This is a genomic window from Paenarthrobacter sp. NPDC089675, from assembly GCF_044749185.1.
In the GTDB taxonomy this organism is placed as follows: Bacteria; Actinomycetota; Actinomycetes; order Actinomycetales; family Micrococcaceae; genus Arthrobacter.
Genome location: NZ_JBIVHM010000006.1, coordinates 219120 through 234048, shown reverse-complemented (window position 1 = coordinate 234048; position 14929 = coordinate 219120). Strand labels below are relative to the sequence as shown.

Here is a 14929-nt window from a genome sequence, read left to right as displayed (position 1 = left end):
GATGAGCAGGATTTTCGTCACCGGCGGGTCGGGCCGTCTCGGTCGCAGCGTGGTTGCGGGTCTCGCCGCGGCAGGCCATGAAGTCATCTCCGTGGACCGCGATGCCATCCCCGCGGATCAGTTGCCTGAGGGCGCGACGCAACACAGCGCAGACCTTCTGGCTCCCGGCGAGGCGGAGCGGCTGATCCGCGAAACAACGCCCGACGCCGTCATCCACCTCGCCGCTATTGCGGTACCTTTCAGCGCGCCCGAGGATGTCATTTTCAGCACGAACACCCGGCTCGCCTACGCGGTAATCAGTGCTGCCACCGACGCCGGGGTTCCGAAGATCGTGACGGCAAGCAGCCCCACCGCCCTCGGCTACGGGTCACCGGCCGGTTGGCTGCCGCCGTCGTTCCCGCTCGACGAGCAGACGCCGCCGAAGCCTTGGAACGCCTACGCACTGTCCAAGCTGATCGCCGAGCAGACGGTCCAGATGTTCGCTGCAGCCCAGGGTGACAAGATCAGGTACGCAGCCTTCCGTCCCTGCTATGTCATTTCCCCCGAGGAATGGGAGGGGGCACTGACCCAGCAAGGGCACACGGTCCGCGAAAGGTTGGACGATCCCGCCTTGTCAGCCCCGGCGTTGTTCAATTACGTCGATGCGCGGGACGTCGCGGAGTTCCTGGACGTGCTGCTGGCGAAGCTTGACACCATCCCCAACGGACAGACGTTCTTCGTCGGCGCAAAGGATGCCCTGGCTACGGCGCCCTTGGCCGAATTGTTCCCGCGGTTCCTGCCGGGCAGCGGCCCACTGGCGCAACACCTCACCGGCACCAGCTCCGCTTTCTCCGTGGACAAGGCCCGCGAACTCCTCGGCTGGGAACCGAAGCGCAGCTGGCGCACCGAACTTGCTCCGCCCTACGAAGGCGAAGACACAGCAGTACTCAACGACGAGAATGACCGCGGCCTGGTGCCTGCGGGAGCAAACAGCAAGGAGACAGCATGAACTTCGACGGCGTACTTTTCTTCCCCGTCACGCCCTTCAAGGAAGACGGATCGGTGGATGTGGCCCTCTTGAAGGAACACATCAGCTCACGGTTGCCCTTCGGCCCAGGCGGAGTGTTCCCGGCCTGCGGCACCGGCGAGTTCCATGCCCTGTCCCTTGACGAGATCCGCACTGTGGTTACTGCCGCCGTCGAGGTCGTGGCAGGAGTCGTGCCCGTGGTCGCCGGTGCCGGCGGTCCCCTGGGCCACGCCATCGCCGCCGCGAAGGTTGCCGAGGAAGCCGGTGCAGACGCACTCCTGGTCCTTCCTCCGTACCTCGTCACCGGCCCCACCGATGGCGTTGTGGCGTACATCGAAGCCGTTGCCGCTGCCAGCAGCCTGCCGGTCATCGTCTACCACCGCGGCACCGCGAAGTTCACCGCCGCGGCCATGACCCGATTGACGGCCAACCCCAAGGTGGTGGGCTTCAAGGACGGGATCGGTGACGTCGGGCTCGCGCAGGAGATCGTGTCCGCCATCAACGCCAGCGGACGCAAGGACTTTGCGCTCTTCAACGGACTGCTGACCGCGGAACTGACGCAAGGCGCCTACCGCGGCTTAGGCATTCCGCTCTATTCCTCCGCAGCCTTCGCCATGGCACCGGAAATCGCCAAGGCCTACTACGACGCATATGTATCCGGCGACGAAGAGCGTCGGAACGCACTGCTTGAGGGCTTCTACGGACCTCTCGTCCGACTGCGCGACCAGACGCCTGGCTTTGGTGTCTCGCTCATCAAGGCCGGGCTCCGCCTGGCGGGGCTGCCAGTGGGCGCGGTCCGACCGCCGCTGGTGGACCCTACCGAGGAACAACTGCTTGAGCTCAAGGCAATCCTCGCCAAGGGCCACGAGCTGGCCGGTAACTGATGACAAGCCGAATCACTGGGCTGTCCACGCGCCTGCTCACAGTCCCGCTGCTCCGCAGCTGGGGCGTGGAGGCGCCGGAGAACCACGTGATTGCCACCGAACTTACCACTGACGACGGCGGCACCGGCTACGGGTTTTCCTGGACGCCGACCATCGGCCCCCAGGCTGTGCAGGCCCTCCTGGACCACGACATTGCCCCTTTCATCCGGGGGTTGGAAGCGCACCCGGAGATCGTATGGGACGCGTTGTGGAAACGGCTGCACGAAGCGGGCGGGGGAGGACTGACCACCATTGCGATGGCGGGCGTGGACCTTGCACTGTGGGACCTCGCAGCTCGGAAGGCCGGCCAATCGGTCACCGGACTGCTGGGCCAGCGCCAGGAATCCGTGGAAGTCTACGGTTCCGGAGTGAACCTGCATTACTCATTGGACGAACTCGTGGAGCAAACCCGGCGCTGGGTTGCGGCAGGACACCGTGCCGTGAAGATCAAGGTAGGCAAACCGGAGCTGCGCGAGGATGCCGAACGGGTGGCCGCGGTCCGGGAGGTCCTTGGACCGGACCGGCTGCTCATGATCGACGCCAACCAGCGCTGGGACCTGGCGCATACCTTCCGTGCCTTGGATGTCCTGGCGGGTTATGGCCTGGAGTGGCTGGAAGAACCGATCCGTGCGGACGATCTGTGGGCCTACCGGAGGTTGCGCAAACACTCGCCGGTGCCCATTGCATTGGGGGAGAACGTCCACACGATCTATCGGTTCCGCGACTTCATCGAGGCTGAGGCCGTAGACATCATCCAGCCGAATATCGTGCGCGTGGGCGGCATTACTCCGTTCAGGCGGATCGTCGAGCTTGCCCGGGCCAACAGCATCAGGGTGGCACCACACCTGCTTCCCGAACTATCCGGTCAGTTGGCACTTACTTTGGCCGAGTCCGTCAGCGTGGAAGACGTGGAGGACGCTTCTTTCCACCAGCTGGGCATCCTTGACGGCCCATCGCCGATCAGGATCCGTAACAGCAGGCTCAGTTCCGCAGGCCGTCCAGGCCTGGGCTTCGAGTTTGCCTCCGAAATTCCTGCCAGTGAAAGCAAAGGAAACACCATTGAGTACAGCAACTCTTGACCTGGCGGCAGTAACTGCTGCCGCGGCGGCCGCCGCCAAAGTGACCGCAGCGGCCTCCGACGCCGAACGGGCGGCCTGGCTGAGCGCCGTCGCCGACGCTTTGGATGCCAATGTAACGGAGCTCGTGGCCATCGCGGACTCCGAGACCAGCTTGGGCACGGTCAGGCTTACCGGCGAAGTAGCGCGCACCACCGGCCAGCTGCGGTTGTTCGCGCAAGTCATTACCGAGGGTTCGTACCTTGAAGCCGTCATCGACCACGCCGATCCGCAGGCCACCCCGCCCAAGCCGGACCTGCGGCGCATCCTGAGGCCGGTAGGTCCGGTAGCCGTGTTCTCGGCGTCGAACTTTCCCTTCGCGTTCTCCGTAGCCGGTGGCGATACCGCCTCTGCGCTCGCCGTTGGCTGCCCGGTGATCGTCAAAGCCCACTCAGGACACCTGCGACTGTCCGAGCGCACGGCCGAGATCGTCGCAGAGGCTTTGGCCAAGGCAGGCGCTCCGGAGGGCATCTTCGCTTTGGTGAGCGGTCGAGAGGCAGGTACGGCACTGGTCCAGGATCCGGCGATCAAGGCCGTGGGCTTCACCGGTTCCATTCCAGGTGGCCGCGCCCTGTTCGACCTTGCAGTGTCACGGCCCGAGCCCATCCCGTTCTACGGCGAGCTTGGCAGCCTCAACCCCGTGGTCATCACGCCAGCGGCCGTGGCGGAGCGCAGTGAGGAACTCGCCACGGGGCTGGCAGCTTCCTTCACCATGGGCGCGGGGCAGTTCTGCACCAAGCCCGGCCTCATCTTCATCCCGGCCGGAACGGACTTCGCTGCACATCTGGCCGAGGCGAGCATAGGCAAGCCCGCGGCTGCCATGCTGACCGACCGTATTGCCGAAGCCTATCCCCATGGCCTCCGCAACGTTGCCGGCCAGCCCGGAGTCACGTTGGTCAGCGGCACGGCTGACCAGGACGCCCAGGCTGATGGAGCCGCCCCCGTGGTCTTCTCCACCACTGCGGCCAACGTCCTGGAAAGGCCGGAGGAACTGCTGGAGGAGTGCTTCGGCCCTACGACCCTGCTGATTGAGTATGCGGACGACGCCGAATTGTCGGATGCGCTCTCCAAGGTTCCCGGCAGCCTGACGGCTACTGTCCACGCCCAGCCCGGGGAAGACATTTCGGGGTTGGTGGAGCAGTTGAGCGAGCTGGCCGGGCGTGTGTTGTTCGCTGGCTGGCCTACCGGCGTCGCAGTGAACTGGGCCCAGCAGCACGGCGGCCCGTATCCGGCGACGACCTCGCTGTTCACTTCGGTGGGCGCGACGGCCGTCCGCAGGTTCCAGCGCCCCGTCGCCTACCAGGACGCGCCCGAAAGCATCCTGCACCCTGCCCTGCACGAAGCCAACCCTCTGGGTATCCCGCGCCGCGTGGACGGCGTGCTGAACCTCAGCTAGCCCAAGTAGGGGACAGCACATGCTCCACTGAACGCTCAAAGGACATGTGCTGTCCCCAGTTGGGAGCCACGCGCTAAAGGGGCGGGTCACCTTCACGGTGACCCGCCCCTTCTTGTTCCGTTAGAGGTTATGGACGAAGGGTCAACGGACGACGGCGGCCCTCAACTTCCGTTGTGGGCCAGCGCTCGTCAAAGCTGAGGACCTGCAAACCGCCCTCCGTGAGCAGCACAGTGTCCTCGATCTTTACGCCGGGTCCGGAAGGGTTCCACGTGAAGGGTTGGTTGAGCACGATCGTGTCCAGGACATCCGCAGTGACCCGCGGATCGCGGCCTGCGTAACCTGCCGGGCCTCCTTGGTGGTGCAGCTTCCATTGCTCAGCCCCGAAACCGTGCCGCGCATAGGACGCTTGGATCTCCGCAAACACACCATTGAGGCGGGCACCGGGTACCGTCGCCCGGAAGATGTCCGCCTCTACTGCCGCGATGCGGGCCTCGGCGTCAAGCTCCTGGGGTGTTCCGGCGTCGAACGCTACCCATCGGGTCACGTTGGCAACCAAGCCGTCCCGGCGGGAGCAGACCACGGCCATGGCGCGACGGCCCAGGGGCGCGTGCGTAGCCAGGGGGTGGCGGAAGTCGCTTCGGCTGCTGCCGTTGCACAGCAGGACAAGCGGCTCGGCCCCAACGGCCACGATCCGGGCGGCAAGTTCGGACACCAGCTCGAATTCGGTGGTACCAGGTGTTGCATGCGACAGGACGTCGGTCATGGCCTCTGCGGCGTCGGCGGAAAGCTTTGCATAGCGGGCTGCTTCGGCAGGCAGCAGCTGTTGGCGGGCGGCACGCAGCTCGGTGACCACCGCGGCCTCCGGCAAAGGGTTCCCGTCAGAGGCCAAGGCTGCCGCAGTGGCATGCAGCGGCCCGTACCAGGGAACGGTGTGCAGGGTAACCCCGTGGGGCAACTCCTCCGCTGTGATCCGCCCGGCCTCGTTGTTGAACGTGACAAGGTGGTCGCCGTCGCGGTCCACCAGCACGGCAGCGATCGGATCGCCGGCCAGGCTGACGTGGACGCGGCTGCCGTCCAGATACCACGTAAGGGCGGTATTGCTGGTCAGCAACAGGGAGTCGCGTCCTGAGGCGTCGAGAATATCCAGGACCCTGCTGCGCTTGACGGCACGGTCGGCTGCGTTGCCGGGGGCCGTTCGCGGTGCAGCAGTGACTGGTGCGGAGTGGACTGGAACGGTCATGCTGTTTCCCCCAAAGTTGTGATGAGTTGCTCTATGTCTTGTGTGGCCAGGAAACCGTCGATGACGAGAACCCGGACCGTGCGGTGCAGGGGGCTGCCCGGCTCCGCCGCAGCCGGCGCGTCCCAGGCAAGGGACAACCCGACGCCGGGATAGCCCGAGTGGCGGACGAACCACGGATCCTGTGCCTGCGGAGAGGCCAGGAACACGAGCGTCGCCGGGTGCCCAAGGTGCTCGGTTCCGTTCCCGCCTGCCGGACTTCCGGCGTCGAAGGTTCCCGACCAGGCCAGCCATGGCGCAATGCTGCCGTGAACCGCATCCTCACCACGCGCTTCTGCGGTCCAGATGGTGGCGTCCGAAACCTTGGGAAGTCGCCAGAAGAAGCCTCCGTAGCCGCCCGCCGACCGACCGTTCGAGCCCGGGCTGCCCAGCAGCACAGTTCTGCCGCCCGCCGGTTCAAGGGTGAAGTCGAGCGCCAACTGCCAGGCGGAATTTCCGACGGCGGACCACTGCCAGTTGCGCTGTTCGCTGAGTATCCGGGTGCCGTCGGGGCCGATCCAGCCGAGCTGTTCCACCCGCTTTCCGTCGGAGTGCTCCGCCGATTCAGTGACGATGCGGCCGTGATCCTTGCGCCAGACGTAGGCACCCGCCTCACGGGTGTAGGTCCGGCCACCCCAGAAATTGATGCCGTCCACGTCCTGCACCGCCACACCGACGCCCAGATGCCATACGTGGTCAGCGGGGACATGGTCGGAGACGACCGTGCCGGCGAGGGTGCGTACCGGGTGCAGGTAGGGCCTCGGCGAGGAGGTGGTCCTGACCCTGGTTCCGTCCTGGACGGTAGCAACCGCGGTTCCGGCGATCTCCATCTCCGGATAGTCGGCCGCGCGCGCCCAGGGTGCCCCGAGCTCGGCAAACGTTGCTTGGCCGAGGGCTGCGCGCTGGATCCACGACTCAATCCCGTGAACCACGGGGTGGGAATTGTCGCCGTCTCCATGCCAGCTCACATGTGCTGCATCGATCTGTGTGGGTTCGGATGCGGTCCGGATGGTTTCCAGTACTGCCACATACGCTCCGGTCTTTCCGAGGGGGCTGAGCAGGTCCTCCTCGGAACGGGCTGTGATCAGGTTCTCCAGCAGATCGGTCCTGCCATAGCTCCGGCTCCTGGTCCCGGCAGCCGTCGTGATGTCCAAGCGGTCCTCAGTGTAGGAGAACGCGATCTGGCCCAAAGTGCCGTAGACGGTAACCAGCGGGGCCGTTTGCACGGGAGCGCATAGGGTGAGGGCGCACGTGAGCACAGTCTCCTGGGCGGTGGTTATCCTCACCACCGAGGTGTCGTCGCTTTCGGTGTCATGGGCACGGTAGAGGTCCGTATCCACCCGCCGGACGTCGGCGAGGGTCCGGGCTCCGGCCAGTCGGAGGCCTGTTGCGACTGCGTGGGCCAATGCATTCGTAGCCACGCCGTCAACAACGTCGGTTCCGTTCAGGCTGCGTTTGCCGGCCCATCGCGAGCGGTTGAAGTACCCCTTGGTGCGGAGCCATTGACCTGTGGCGCTGATCCCGCGAATTTCGCCAATGTCCCCCGAAGCGATGACCTCCTGAATTGCCGGGATCGCATCGGAACCGAGGCTTTGAAACCCCACCTGCACCAGCTTCCCGGCGTGTTTCGCCGCGGCCAGGACTTCCTCATATTGGGCCATGGACGCCACTGGAGGTTTTTCCAGGTAAACGTTCGCACCAGCGGCCAGTGCGGCCAAGGCAAGGGGTGCGTGCGTTTGGATGGGCGTTGAAATGATGACAACGTCCGGGGTCTTTCCGGAGGCCAGGAGGTCCTCCAGCGAACCGAAGACAGCGACGCCGGCGGGGAGTTGCCCGTCCTCTGGTGGAAGCGGATCTGCGACTGTCACCAATTCAAGACGCCCCTCGGAACCAAGGCGCCCCAGGTTCTCCAGATGGCGTTCCCCGAAGCCGTGGACACCAACCAAGGCCACTCGGGGAAGGACTCCGGGCACGGGGCGGGTGGGTGTGGTTGCAGTCTGGGTCATGAGGCGGTCCTGGTCGAAGCTGGTGTGGTTTGTTCCGTGGTCAGATGCGAGGCGAGGAATGTCGCGGCCTCTGCCTGCATGGCAGGGGAGAAACAGTGTTTTTCGTCATGGAAGCTGCCCGTATAGCGGCTTGGCGCGCTGGCCTCCAGGTACGCATCGGCGTCGCGCATGCCCGCCTCCGGGAACAACTCATCGCGCAATCCGTACTGGACCAGGAATGCCTCGGCACTGGAGCGTGCCAGGATGCCTGGCCATTCGCCCAACTTTGACAGCCCTGGGGAGTGGAGCAGCCAGGAGTGCGCGTCCGTATAAGCCGGAAGCAGCGATTGGAAGGTGGTCATCATGCACGTCACCACGAGGCTCCGGACCTGCGGACTGAGCGCGGCGAGGAGCATGGCCCGCCCGCCACCCCCGGAGAAACCGATGCAGCCCATCCGCCCGGCATCTACTTCCGGAACCGAGGCCAGGACGCCCAAAGCGGCAAGGTCATCGTGTGCCACCGTCCCGGCGACGGTGGAACCGAGCAAGGTGGCTGCCTTCGCGACGGTTTCTTCGTGCGCTGCTGCTGCGGCGTCGTACCGTTCCGCTGCGGAAGGTACGACGCCGGCCTCCCGCCAAAGTGCCTCCTGCCCGGCCAGTGCGTGGGCGGTGCGGTGGGGCGGGCTGTCCAGGTTGAACCGGCGGCTGCCCCACATGAAAGCATCGTGGGCCAGTACGGCAAACCCCTGTTGTGCCAGCCACGTGGCCGGCGGGCGGCTTCCATAGAGTTTTTCCCGCAGGCCTGGAGGCACCGGGCCGAGCGCCGGCCGCGAGGCTGTGCCGCCGTCGTGCATGGAATGCTCTGCCGCGCCCAACGGAAGTCCGAGAAGCCGTTCGGCGCCGTGCGACTTGATGCCGCCATGGCAGTGCAGTGCGAGGATGCCGGGCAACGGCCCGGAGGCGTTGGCGGGACGAACCAGCCAGGCTGAGGTCCGGGGACCGAAGCCGGTTTGCCAGGATAACCGCGACGTAACCACATTGTTGTCTTCGGCCTCCGCTTCCACCCGGTACCGAAGATTCGGCACAACGGCAGGAACGCCGAGTGTTTCGGCAAGCCGGTCCGCTTCCGGGGAGCCAGCCAGATGGCGGTGCTGTGTGGAGTAGTCCGGCCAATCTTCATAACCGGCAATGGCACTTGGGCGGCGCTGAATCCCGGCCAGGTCGGCGATGGCCTGGGCTGTCTTTGGGAACACGTGAGTCCTGCTTTGCTGGGGCGGGCGGGTGTGCGGAACCGCACGCCGGACTTCTTCAGCGTGGGCCAAAATCTGCGGAGCGCCTTCACCAGAAAACGCTTTCTCAAAAATTAGCAAAAGGCTGTACACGGGTCAAGAAAACGTTTACTTTGATACGGAGCCGCTGAACGCCGGGATCGGAATCCTGGAAAACCAGGGGTTGCGCCGGAGCCCCGGCGGTCCCGGAAGAGCAGCATTTCCCAGCACGAATTCCGTGGAAGGCCACGATGACCAAAGGAGACCACATGGCCGCACAGCATCACCCCGCAACGCCGCAGGGCGTCCGGGGTTACGCAGGGAGGACGCAATGAGCGCTATTGGCGAACTCTCCTCGATGACCCGCCGCAAGGGCCCCATGACCAAGGAGGAGAAGAAGGCAAACGGCCGCGACAACAAGGCCGCCTACATCTTCCTTCTTCCGTGGTTGGTGGGCTTGGTGGTCATCACGGTGGGGCCCATGTTGATGTCCCTCTATCTGTCCTTCACGGACTACAACCTCCTCCAGCCACCAGCCTGGGTTGGCCTGGACAACTTTGTCCGCATGTTCAGTGATGCCCGCCTGCACAACTCCTTGCGCGTGACGTTCACGTACGTACTGGTGGGTGTACCGCTGCAGCTGGCGGTGGCGTTGTTGATCGCATTGGTCCTGGACAAGGGCCTTCGTGGGCTTCCGTTCTACCGCTCCATCTTCTACTTGCCCTCCCTGCTGGGTGGTTCAGTTGCCGTCGCCATCTTGTGGAAGCAGATCTTCGGCACCACCGGCCTGGTCAACCAGGTCCTGGCCATGATCGGAATCGAAGGGCCGGGCTGGATCTCGGACCCGAACACCGCCTTGGGCTCCATCATCCTGCTGCACGTCTGGACATTCGGCAGCCCCATGATCATCTTCCTGGCCGGCCTGCGCCAGATCCCGAACATGTACTACGAGGCGGCCGAAGTCGATGGTGCCACCACTTTGCAGAAGTTCTGGCGGATCACCATCCCCATGCTGAGCCCCATCATCTTCTTCAACCTGGTGCTCCAGATCATCGGCTCATTCCAGTCGTTCACGCAGGCATTCATCGTCTCCGGTGGCAACGGCGGTCCATCCGACTCGACCATGTTCTTCACGCTGTACCTGTACCAGAAGGGTTTCGGCCAATTCGACATGGGATACGCGTCGGCGATGGCCTGGTTCCTGCTGGTCATCATCGGTGCCTTCACTGCCATCAACTTCATCGCTTCAAAGTATTGGGTGTTCTACGATGACTAAAACTCAGACCATGCCACCTGCCGCAGGTTCCACTCCCGAGACGTCGGACAAGAGCCCCCGCCGCCGCGAATCGCGGGGAACACTGGCCTTCAGCCGCAGCGCCCGCGTCAAAGGACTCATCAAGCACGCCATCCTGATCCTGGTGGGCGGGGTCATGATCTACCCGCTGCTGTGGATGGTTGTTTCCTCGCTCCGCCCGAACGACCTCATCTTCCGTGAGCCTGGACTTTGGCTGCAGAACCTGGAAATGAGCAACTACACCGATGGCTGGTCGGCGTTGACCCACCCGTTCGGGCATTACATGATCAACTCCGCGATCGTGGTCCTCGGTTCCATCCTGGGCAACCTGATCTCGTGCTCCATGGCCGCCTATGCCTTCGCCAGGCTCCAGTTCTCCGGCAAGAAGCTGTTTTTTGGCATCATGCTGCTGACCATCATGCTTCCCTTCCATGTGGTGATCGTGCCGCAGTACATCCTGTTCTCGCAGATCGGCTGGGTGAACACCTTCTGGCCCCTCATTGTGCCCAAACTGCTGGCAACGGACGCGTTCTTCGTCTTCCTCATGGTCCAGTTCATCCGCGGTATACCGAAGGAACTCGACGAAGCCGCGCGCATCGACGGCGCAGGCCACCCCCGCATCTTCCTGCGGGTCATCCTGCCCCTCATGGTCCCCGCCCTGGCCACCACCACGATCTTCACGTTCATCTGGACCTGGAACGACTTCTTCGGCGCACTGATCTATCTGACAGACCCTGACATGTTCACCGTCCCGGTCGCCCTCCGGGCCTTTGTCGACTCCCAGTCGGCCACCAGTTGGGGGTCGTTGTTCGCCATGTCCATTGTGTCCCTGTTCCCGGTATTCCTGGTCTTCCTGTTCGGCCAGCGTTTCCTCATCAAGGGCATCGCGACCACGGGGATCAAATAGGCCACAAGGCGCCCCGCCGATGAGAAAGGGGTCGGCCGCCGCCGGCCCCTTTCCCCCCACCCAGACAAAACTGATGCTTGTCACACAAGATAGCGACTTGTATCATAAATTCAATGAGAAAACGCTTTCTCACTCGCATTGAGATCAACGAAGATCGGAGACTAAAGTGCCGGTATTTCCCAAGGGTGAAGCAGTCGCCCCCGCAGTTGCGTCGGAGGCGCGTGCGTTGGAACCCAAGGCCAAGCGGTCCAAGCGCAGGCTTCGCGCCTCGGCCATCATCGCAGCAACCGCTGCAGCAGTCCTCGCCCTCAGCGCCTGCGGGGGAGGATCCGAAGCCAAGAGTGCCGATGGCAAAGTGGAACTCCGCTTCTCCTGGTGGGGTGGCGACAAGCGCGCACAACTGACGCAGGAGGCCATCAAAGCCTTCGAAGCGGAGAATCCCAACATCACCATCAAGGCCGAGTATGGCGACTGGTCCGGGTACTGGGACAAGCTCGCAACGCAGGTCGCAGCAAACGATGCGCCGGACATCATCCAGATGGACGAGAAGTACATCACGGAGTACTCCAGCCGCGGCGCGCTGCTTGACCTGTCCAAGTACCAGATCGATACCTCCAAGCTGGACGAAGCTGCGTTGAACGCGGGCAAGGGTCCCAAGGGTCTCACCGGCATCGCCGCGGGCATCAACGCAGCCACCATTTTGGCCAACCCCGCAGTCTTCAAGGCGGCAGGCGTTGCTCTCCCGGATGACAAGACCTGGACGTGGGAAGACTTTGAGCGCATCGCCGCCGAGGTCACCGAGAAGTCCCCCAAAGGCACGTACGGCGCCGCCGCCTACGGCACCGACGAGGCTTCGCTCGGTGTCTGGTTGCGCCAGAACGGAAAGTCGCTGTATACCCAGGACGGCAAGCTGGGCTTCGAGCCCTCGGACATCGCCGGATACTGGGACTTCCTGAAGGAATTGAGCGAAAAGAAGGCCGTCCCGTCGGCTTCCGAAATTGTCGAAGCCGAAGCGGCACCCCTCGACCAAAGCGGTTTGGCGACCGGCAAGAACGGGATGGCTTTCTGGTGGTCCAACCAGTTGCCCGCACTCGAAAAGGCGGCCGGCGGCGAACTGCAGATCCTCCGGTTCCCCTCCAAGACCGGTAAAGCCTCGGACACCAAGCTTTGGTACAAGGCCTCGCAGTTCTGGTCCGCATCTTCGCGCACCAAGCACCCGGAAGAGACCGCGAAGTTCATCAACTTCCTGACCAACAACGTCAAGGCCGGCGAAATCCTCCTGGCTGACCGCGGCGTCTACCCGAACTCCGATGTCCGTGAAGCGATCCAGACCAAGCTCGCCCCGGCAGATACTAAGGTGGTCAACTTCATCAGCGAGATCCAGCCGGAACTCGGTGAAGCTCCCGCTGCTCCACCGAAGGGTGCCGGTGCCATCCAGGAAATCGTCAAGCGTTACAGCTCGGAGGTCCTGTTCAACAGGCTCTCCACTGAGGAAGCAGGCAAGAAGGCCGTGGACGAAATGAAGTCTGCAATCGGCGCCTAGCCTCGATTGAATCCCCAAGTGCCCCGGGCGGATCGTGAATGATTCGCCCGGGGCACTTTTCCGTGCGCTGGCACCCATCTGGGGGACAGATAACGTCCTTCTGGCAGGTCAGAAGGACGTTATCTGTCCCTTACTTGGGTGGGTCTTCCGCGATCACTGCCACGGCTCCGGCGGGCACCACGCCACTGAAACGCGCACCGCTCAGTAGCTCATCGCCGTCGGACTTCACCGTTACGTCCTCCCGGCCGTGGTTGATGGCGAACAGGAAACTGCGGCCGTCTTCTGAACGGCGGCGGGTAAGTTCGACGCCGGATGTCGCCTCTGCGACGGATGGCACCTTGGCCTCCTCCAAGAGCCGGGCGATGAGCGCGTCGATGCCGTCGGCGTCCGGCAGGGTGGCCAGGTACCAGGCGGAACCGGCTCCGGTTGCCCGGCGGGTAAGGGCCGGTACTCCATCGAGCGGATAGTCGGTGAAGGTGGCCAGAACCTCGGTTGAATCCAACGCCTTCATGTTTTCACTCCACACTGATCCAACTGTTCCGTCGCTGAGGGTGACCGACTTGCCGGGGAAGAGCGGGTGGAATTCCTCCGTACGGATCCCCAGCAGCTCACGGAAAGCGCCTGGATAGCCGCCGAGGCGCACGTGGTCGTGTTCGTCGACGATGCCGCTGAAATAGCTGACCAGGACAGTGGCGCCATGGTGTGCAGCCGCGGCAATGGAGGCTGCAGCTTGGTCTGTCACGGCGTAAAGCGTGCAGACCAGGATGAGGTCGTAACCGGCGAGGTCCGCGCCGGGATGCACGAAGTCGGCAGTCACGCCGCGAAGATAGAGTGCCCGGTGGAATGCCCGCATGGTGTCCAGGTACTTCACGCCTTGGCTGGGGTGCGAATCCAGTTCCGCGGCCCACCAGGCTTCGTAGTCGAATACGATCGCCACGCGCGACTCGACGCGCGAGCCCTTGACCGCTTCCAGTTTCCGGAGTGCCTCGCCAAGCTCCACCACATTGCGCCAAACCTGGGTGTCCCTGCCGCCGTGGGGAACCATGGCCGAATGGAACTTCTCCGATCCGGCCTTGCTCTGGCGCCACTGGAAGAACATGACGGCGTCCGCCCCACGGGCCACGTGGCCCAGGGAGTTCCGGAGCATTTCGCCGGGCATCTTGGGTTGGTTGTAAGGCTGCCAGTTCACGGCCGAGGTTGAATGCTCCATGAGGATCCAGGGCTCTCCGCCGGCCACGCCGCGGGTCAGGTCCGCGCTGAACGCAAGTTCGATTTCACGTTCCGGATCTGCGGCTACAAGGTAGTGGTCGTTGGCGATGACGTCCATGTCCTTGGACCAATCGAAATAGTCCGGGGTCTTGGTGGCGCTGGAAACCATGAAGTTGGTGGTCGCGGGGACATTAGGTGTCACTTCGCGGATGACAGCCAGCAGTTCACGGTAGTAGTCCACGAACGCCCAGGAGTTGAAGCGGGCAAAGTCCAGTTGCTGGCCGGGGTTGAGGGTGGTCGGCGCCAACCCGGGTGGGATGATTTCGTCGAAGGAGGCGTAGTGCTGGGACCAAAAGGCGGTTCCCCAGGCCTCGTTCAAGGTCTCGATCGAGCCGTACTTCCGCTCAAGCCAGCGGCGGAAGGCGGCGGCGTCTTCTTCGCCGTGGAATTCTCCGACGTGGCAGCCAAGTTCGTTGTCAACGTGCCAAAGCGCCAGGGCGGGGTGGTCCTTGTACCGTTCGGCGAGGGCGCGGGTCATGCCTTTGGCGTACGTTCGGTACACAGACGACGACGGCGAATAATGCCTTCGCGAGCCGCGTTCGAGCCTTGTTCCTTCCGCGGTAACGGGAAGGATCTCCGGGTGTTTGCGTGCCAGCCAGGCCGGCGGGGACGCCGTAGCGGTGGCCAAAGCCACCTTGATGCCGGCGGCGTGCAGGGTGTCCAGGACGTCATCCAGCCACGTGAAATCGTAGCTTCCCTCGGTAGGCTCCAGCAGGCCCCAAGAGAAGATCGCGACGCTCAGGAAGTTGACGCCCGCTTCCTTCATGAGCTCGACGTCCTCTAGCCGGATGTCCTCCGGCCACTGTTCGGGGTTGTAGTCGCCACCGTAGGCGAGCCCCGGAATGTTGTTCCAAACCGTTGATCTGCGGGAGGTTTCGGTAGAGGACAAAGGGACTCCTATGTCTGGTTGGCTGCTCTGGATCACTGGGTGGCGCTCTATACCCTCT

General features: G+C 63.8%; 11 protein-coding genes. 7 read left to right on the top strand and 4 right to left on the bottom strand.

Annotated features, from left to right (window positions below; translation table 11 throughout):
- The first annotated feature begins 1 nt into the window (after position 1).
- From ACIPY2_RS14810 to ACIPY2_RS14795, 4 genes are read left to right on the top strand one after another with little or no spacing between them, the layout of a single operon-like run.
- Positions 2 to 988 (top strand): NAD-dependent epimerase/dehydratase family protein, encoded by a 987-nt coding sequence (locus tag ACIPY2_RS14810; protein ID WP_400267147.1) that lies wholly within the window; start codon positions 2 to 4, stop codon positions 986 to 988.
- Entirely contained in the window at positions 985 to 1890 is a 906-nt protein-coding gene (locus tag ACIPY2_RS14805; RefSeq protein ID WP_400267146.1) for a 5-dehydro-4-deoxyglucarate dehydratase, read from the top strand. The genes ACIPY2_RS14810 and ACIPY2_RS14805 overlap by 4 nt, the downstream gene beginning before the upstream one ends.
- A complete protein-coding gene (locus ACIPY2_RS14800; RefSeq protein WP_400267145.1) occupies positions 1890 to 3008 on the top strand; it encodes a mandelate racemase/muconate lactonizing enzyme family protein in 1119 nt (372 codons plus the stop codon). Before ACIPY2_RS14805 ends, ACIPY2_RS14800 begins: the two co-directional genes overlap by 1 nt.
- Positions 2989 to 4440, top strand: a complete 1452-nt coding sequence (locus ACIPY2_RS14795) for an aldehyde dehydrogenase (NADP(+)) (protein WP_400267144.1) — start codon at positions 2989 to 2991, stop codon at positions 4438 to 4440. Before ACIPY2_RS14800 ends, ACIPY2_RS14795 begins: the two co-directional genes overlap by 20 nt.
- A gap of 127 nt (positions 4441 to 4567) precedes the next feature.
- On the opposite strand, the gene ACIPY2_RS14790 is transcribed toward ACIPY2_RS14795, so the two are convergent.
- From ACIPY2_RS14790 to ACIPY2_RS14780, 3 genes are read right to left on the bottom strand one after another with little or no spacing between them, the layout of a single operon-like run.
- Positions 4568 to 5680: a M24 family metallopeptidase gene (locus ACIPY2_RS14790; RefSeq protein ID WP_400267143.1), complete on the bottom strand. Its 1113-nt coding sequence runs from the start codon at positions 5678 to 5680 to the stop codon at positions 4568 to 4570.
- A complete protein-coding gene (locus ACIPY2_RS14785) occupies positions 5677 to 7722 on the bottom strand; it encodes a DUF6807 family protein (protein ID WP_400267142.1) in 2046 nt (681 codons plus the stop codon). Before ACIPY2_RS14785 ends, ACIPY2_RS14790 begins: the two co-directional genes overlap by 4 nt.
- Positions 7719 to 8954 carry a dienelactone hydrolase family protein gene (locus ACIPY2_RS14780; protein WP_400267141.1) on the bottom strand — a complete coding sequence of 412 codons (1236 nt, stop codon included), beginning with the start codon at positions 8952 to 8954 and terminating at the stop codon, positions 7719 to 7721. Before ACIPY2_RS14780 ends, ACIPY2_RS14785 begins: the two co-directional genes overlap by 4 nt.
- Positions 8955 to 9300: 346 nt before the next feature.
- Here ACIPY2_RS14780 and ACIPY2_RS14775 point away from each other — a divergent pair, with 346 nt between their 5' ends.
- From ACIPY2_RS14775 to ACIPY2_RS14765, 3 genes are all read left to right on the top strand, one after another.
- Positions 9301 to 10245, top strand: a complete 945-nt coding sequence (locus ACIPY2_RS14775; protein WP_400267140.1) for a carbohydrate ABC transporter permease — start codon at positions 9301 to 9303, stop codon at positions 10243 to 10245.
- Positions 10246 to 10255: 10 nt separating this feature from the next.
- Positions 10256 to 11170 (top strand): carbohydrate ABC transporter permease, encoded by a 915-nt coding sequence (locus ACIPY2_RS14770; RefSeq protein ID WP_400267139.1) that lies wholly within the window; start codon positions 10256 to 10258, stop codon positions 11168 to 11170.
- A gap of 166 nt (positions 11171 to 11336) precedes the next feature.
- On the top strand, positions 11337 to 12713 hold the full coding sequence (locus tag ACIPY2_RS14765) for an ABC transporter substrate-binding protein (protein WP_400267138.1): 1377 nt from the start codon (positions 11337 to 11339) through the stop codon (positions 12711 to 12713).
- A 130-nt stretch (positions 12714 to 12843) separates the two neighbouring features.
- On the opposite strand, the gene ACIPY2_RS14760 is transcribed toward ACIPY2_RS14765, so the two are convergent.
- Positions 12844 to 14871: a beta-galactosidase gene (locus ACIPY2_RS14760; RefSeq protein WP_400267137.1), complete on the bottom strand. Its 2028-nt coding sequence runs from the start codon at positions 14869 to 14871 to the stop codon at positions 12844 to 12846.
- Positions 14872 to 14929 lie beyond the last annotated feature (58 nt).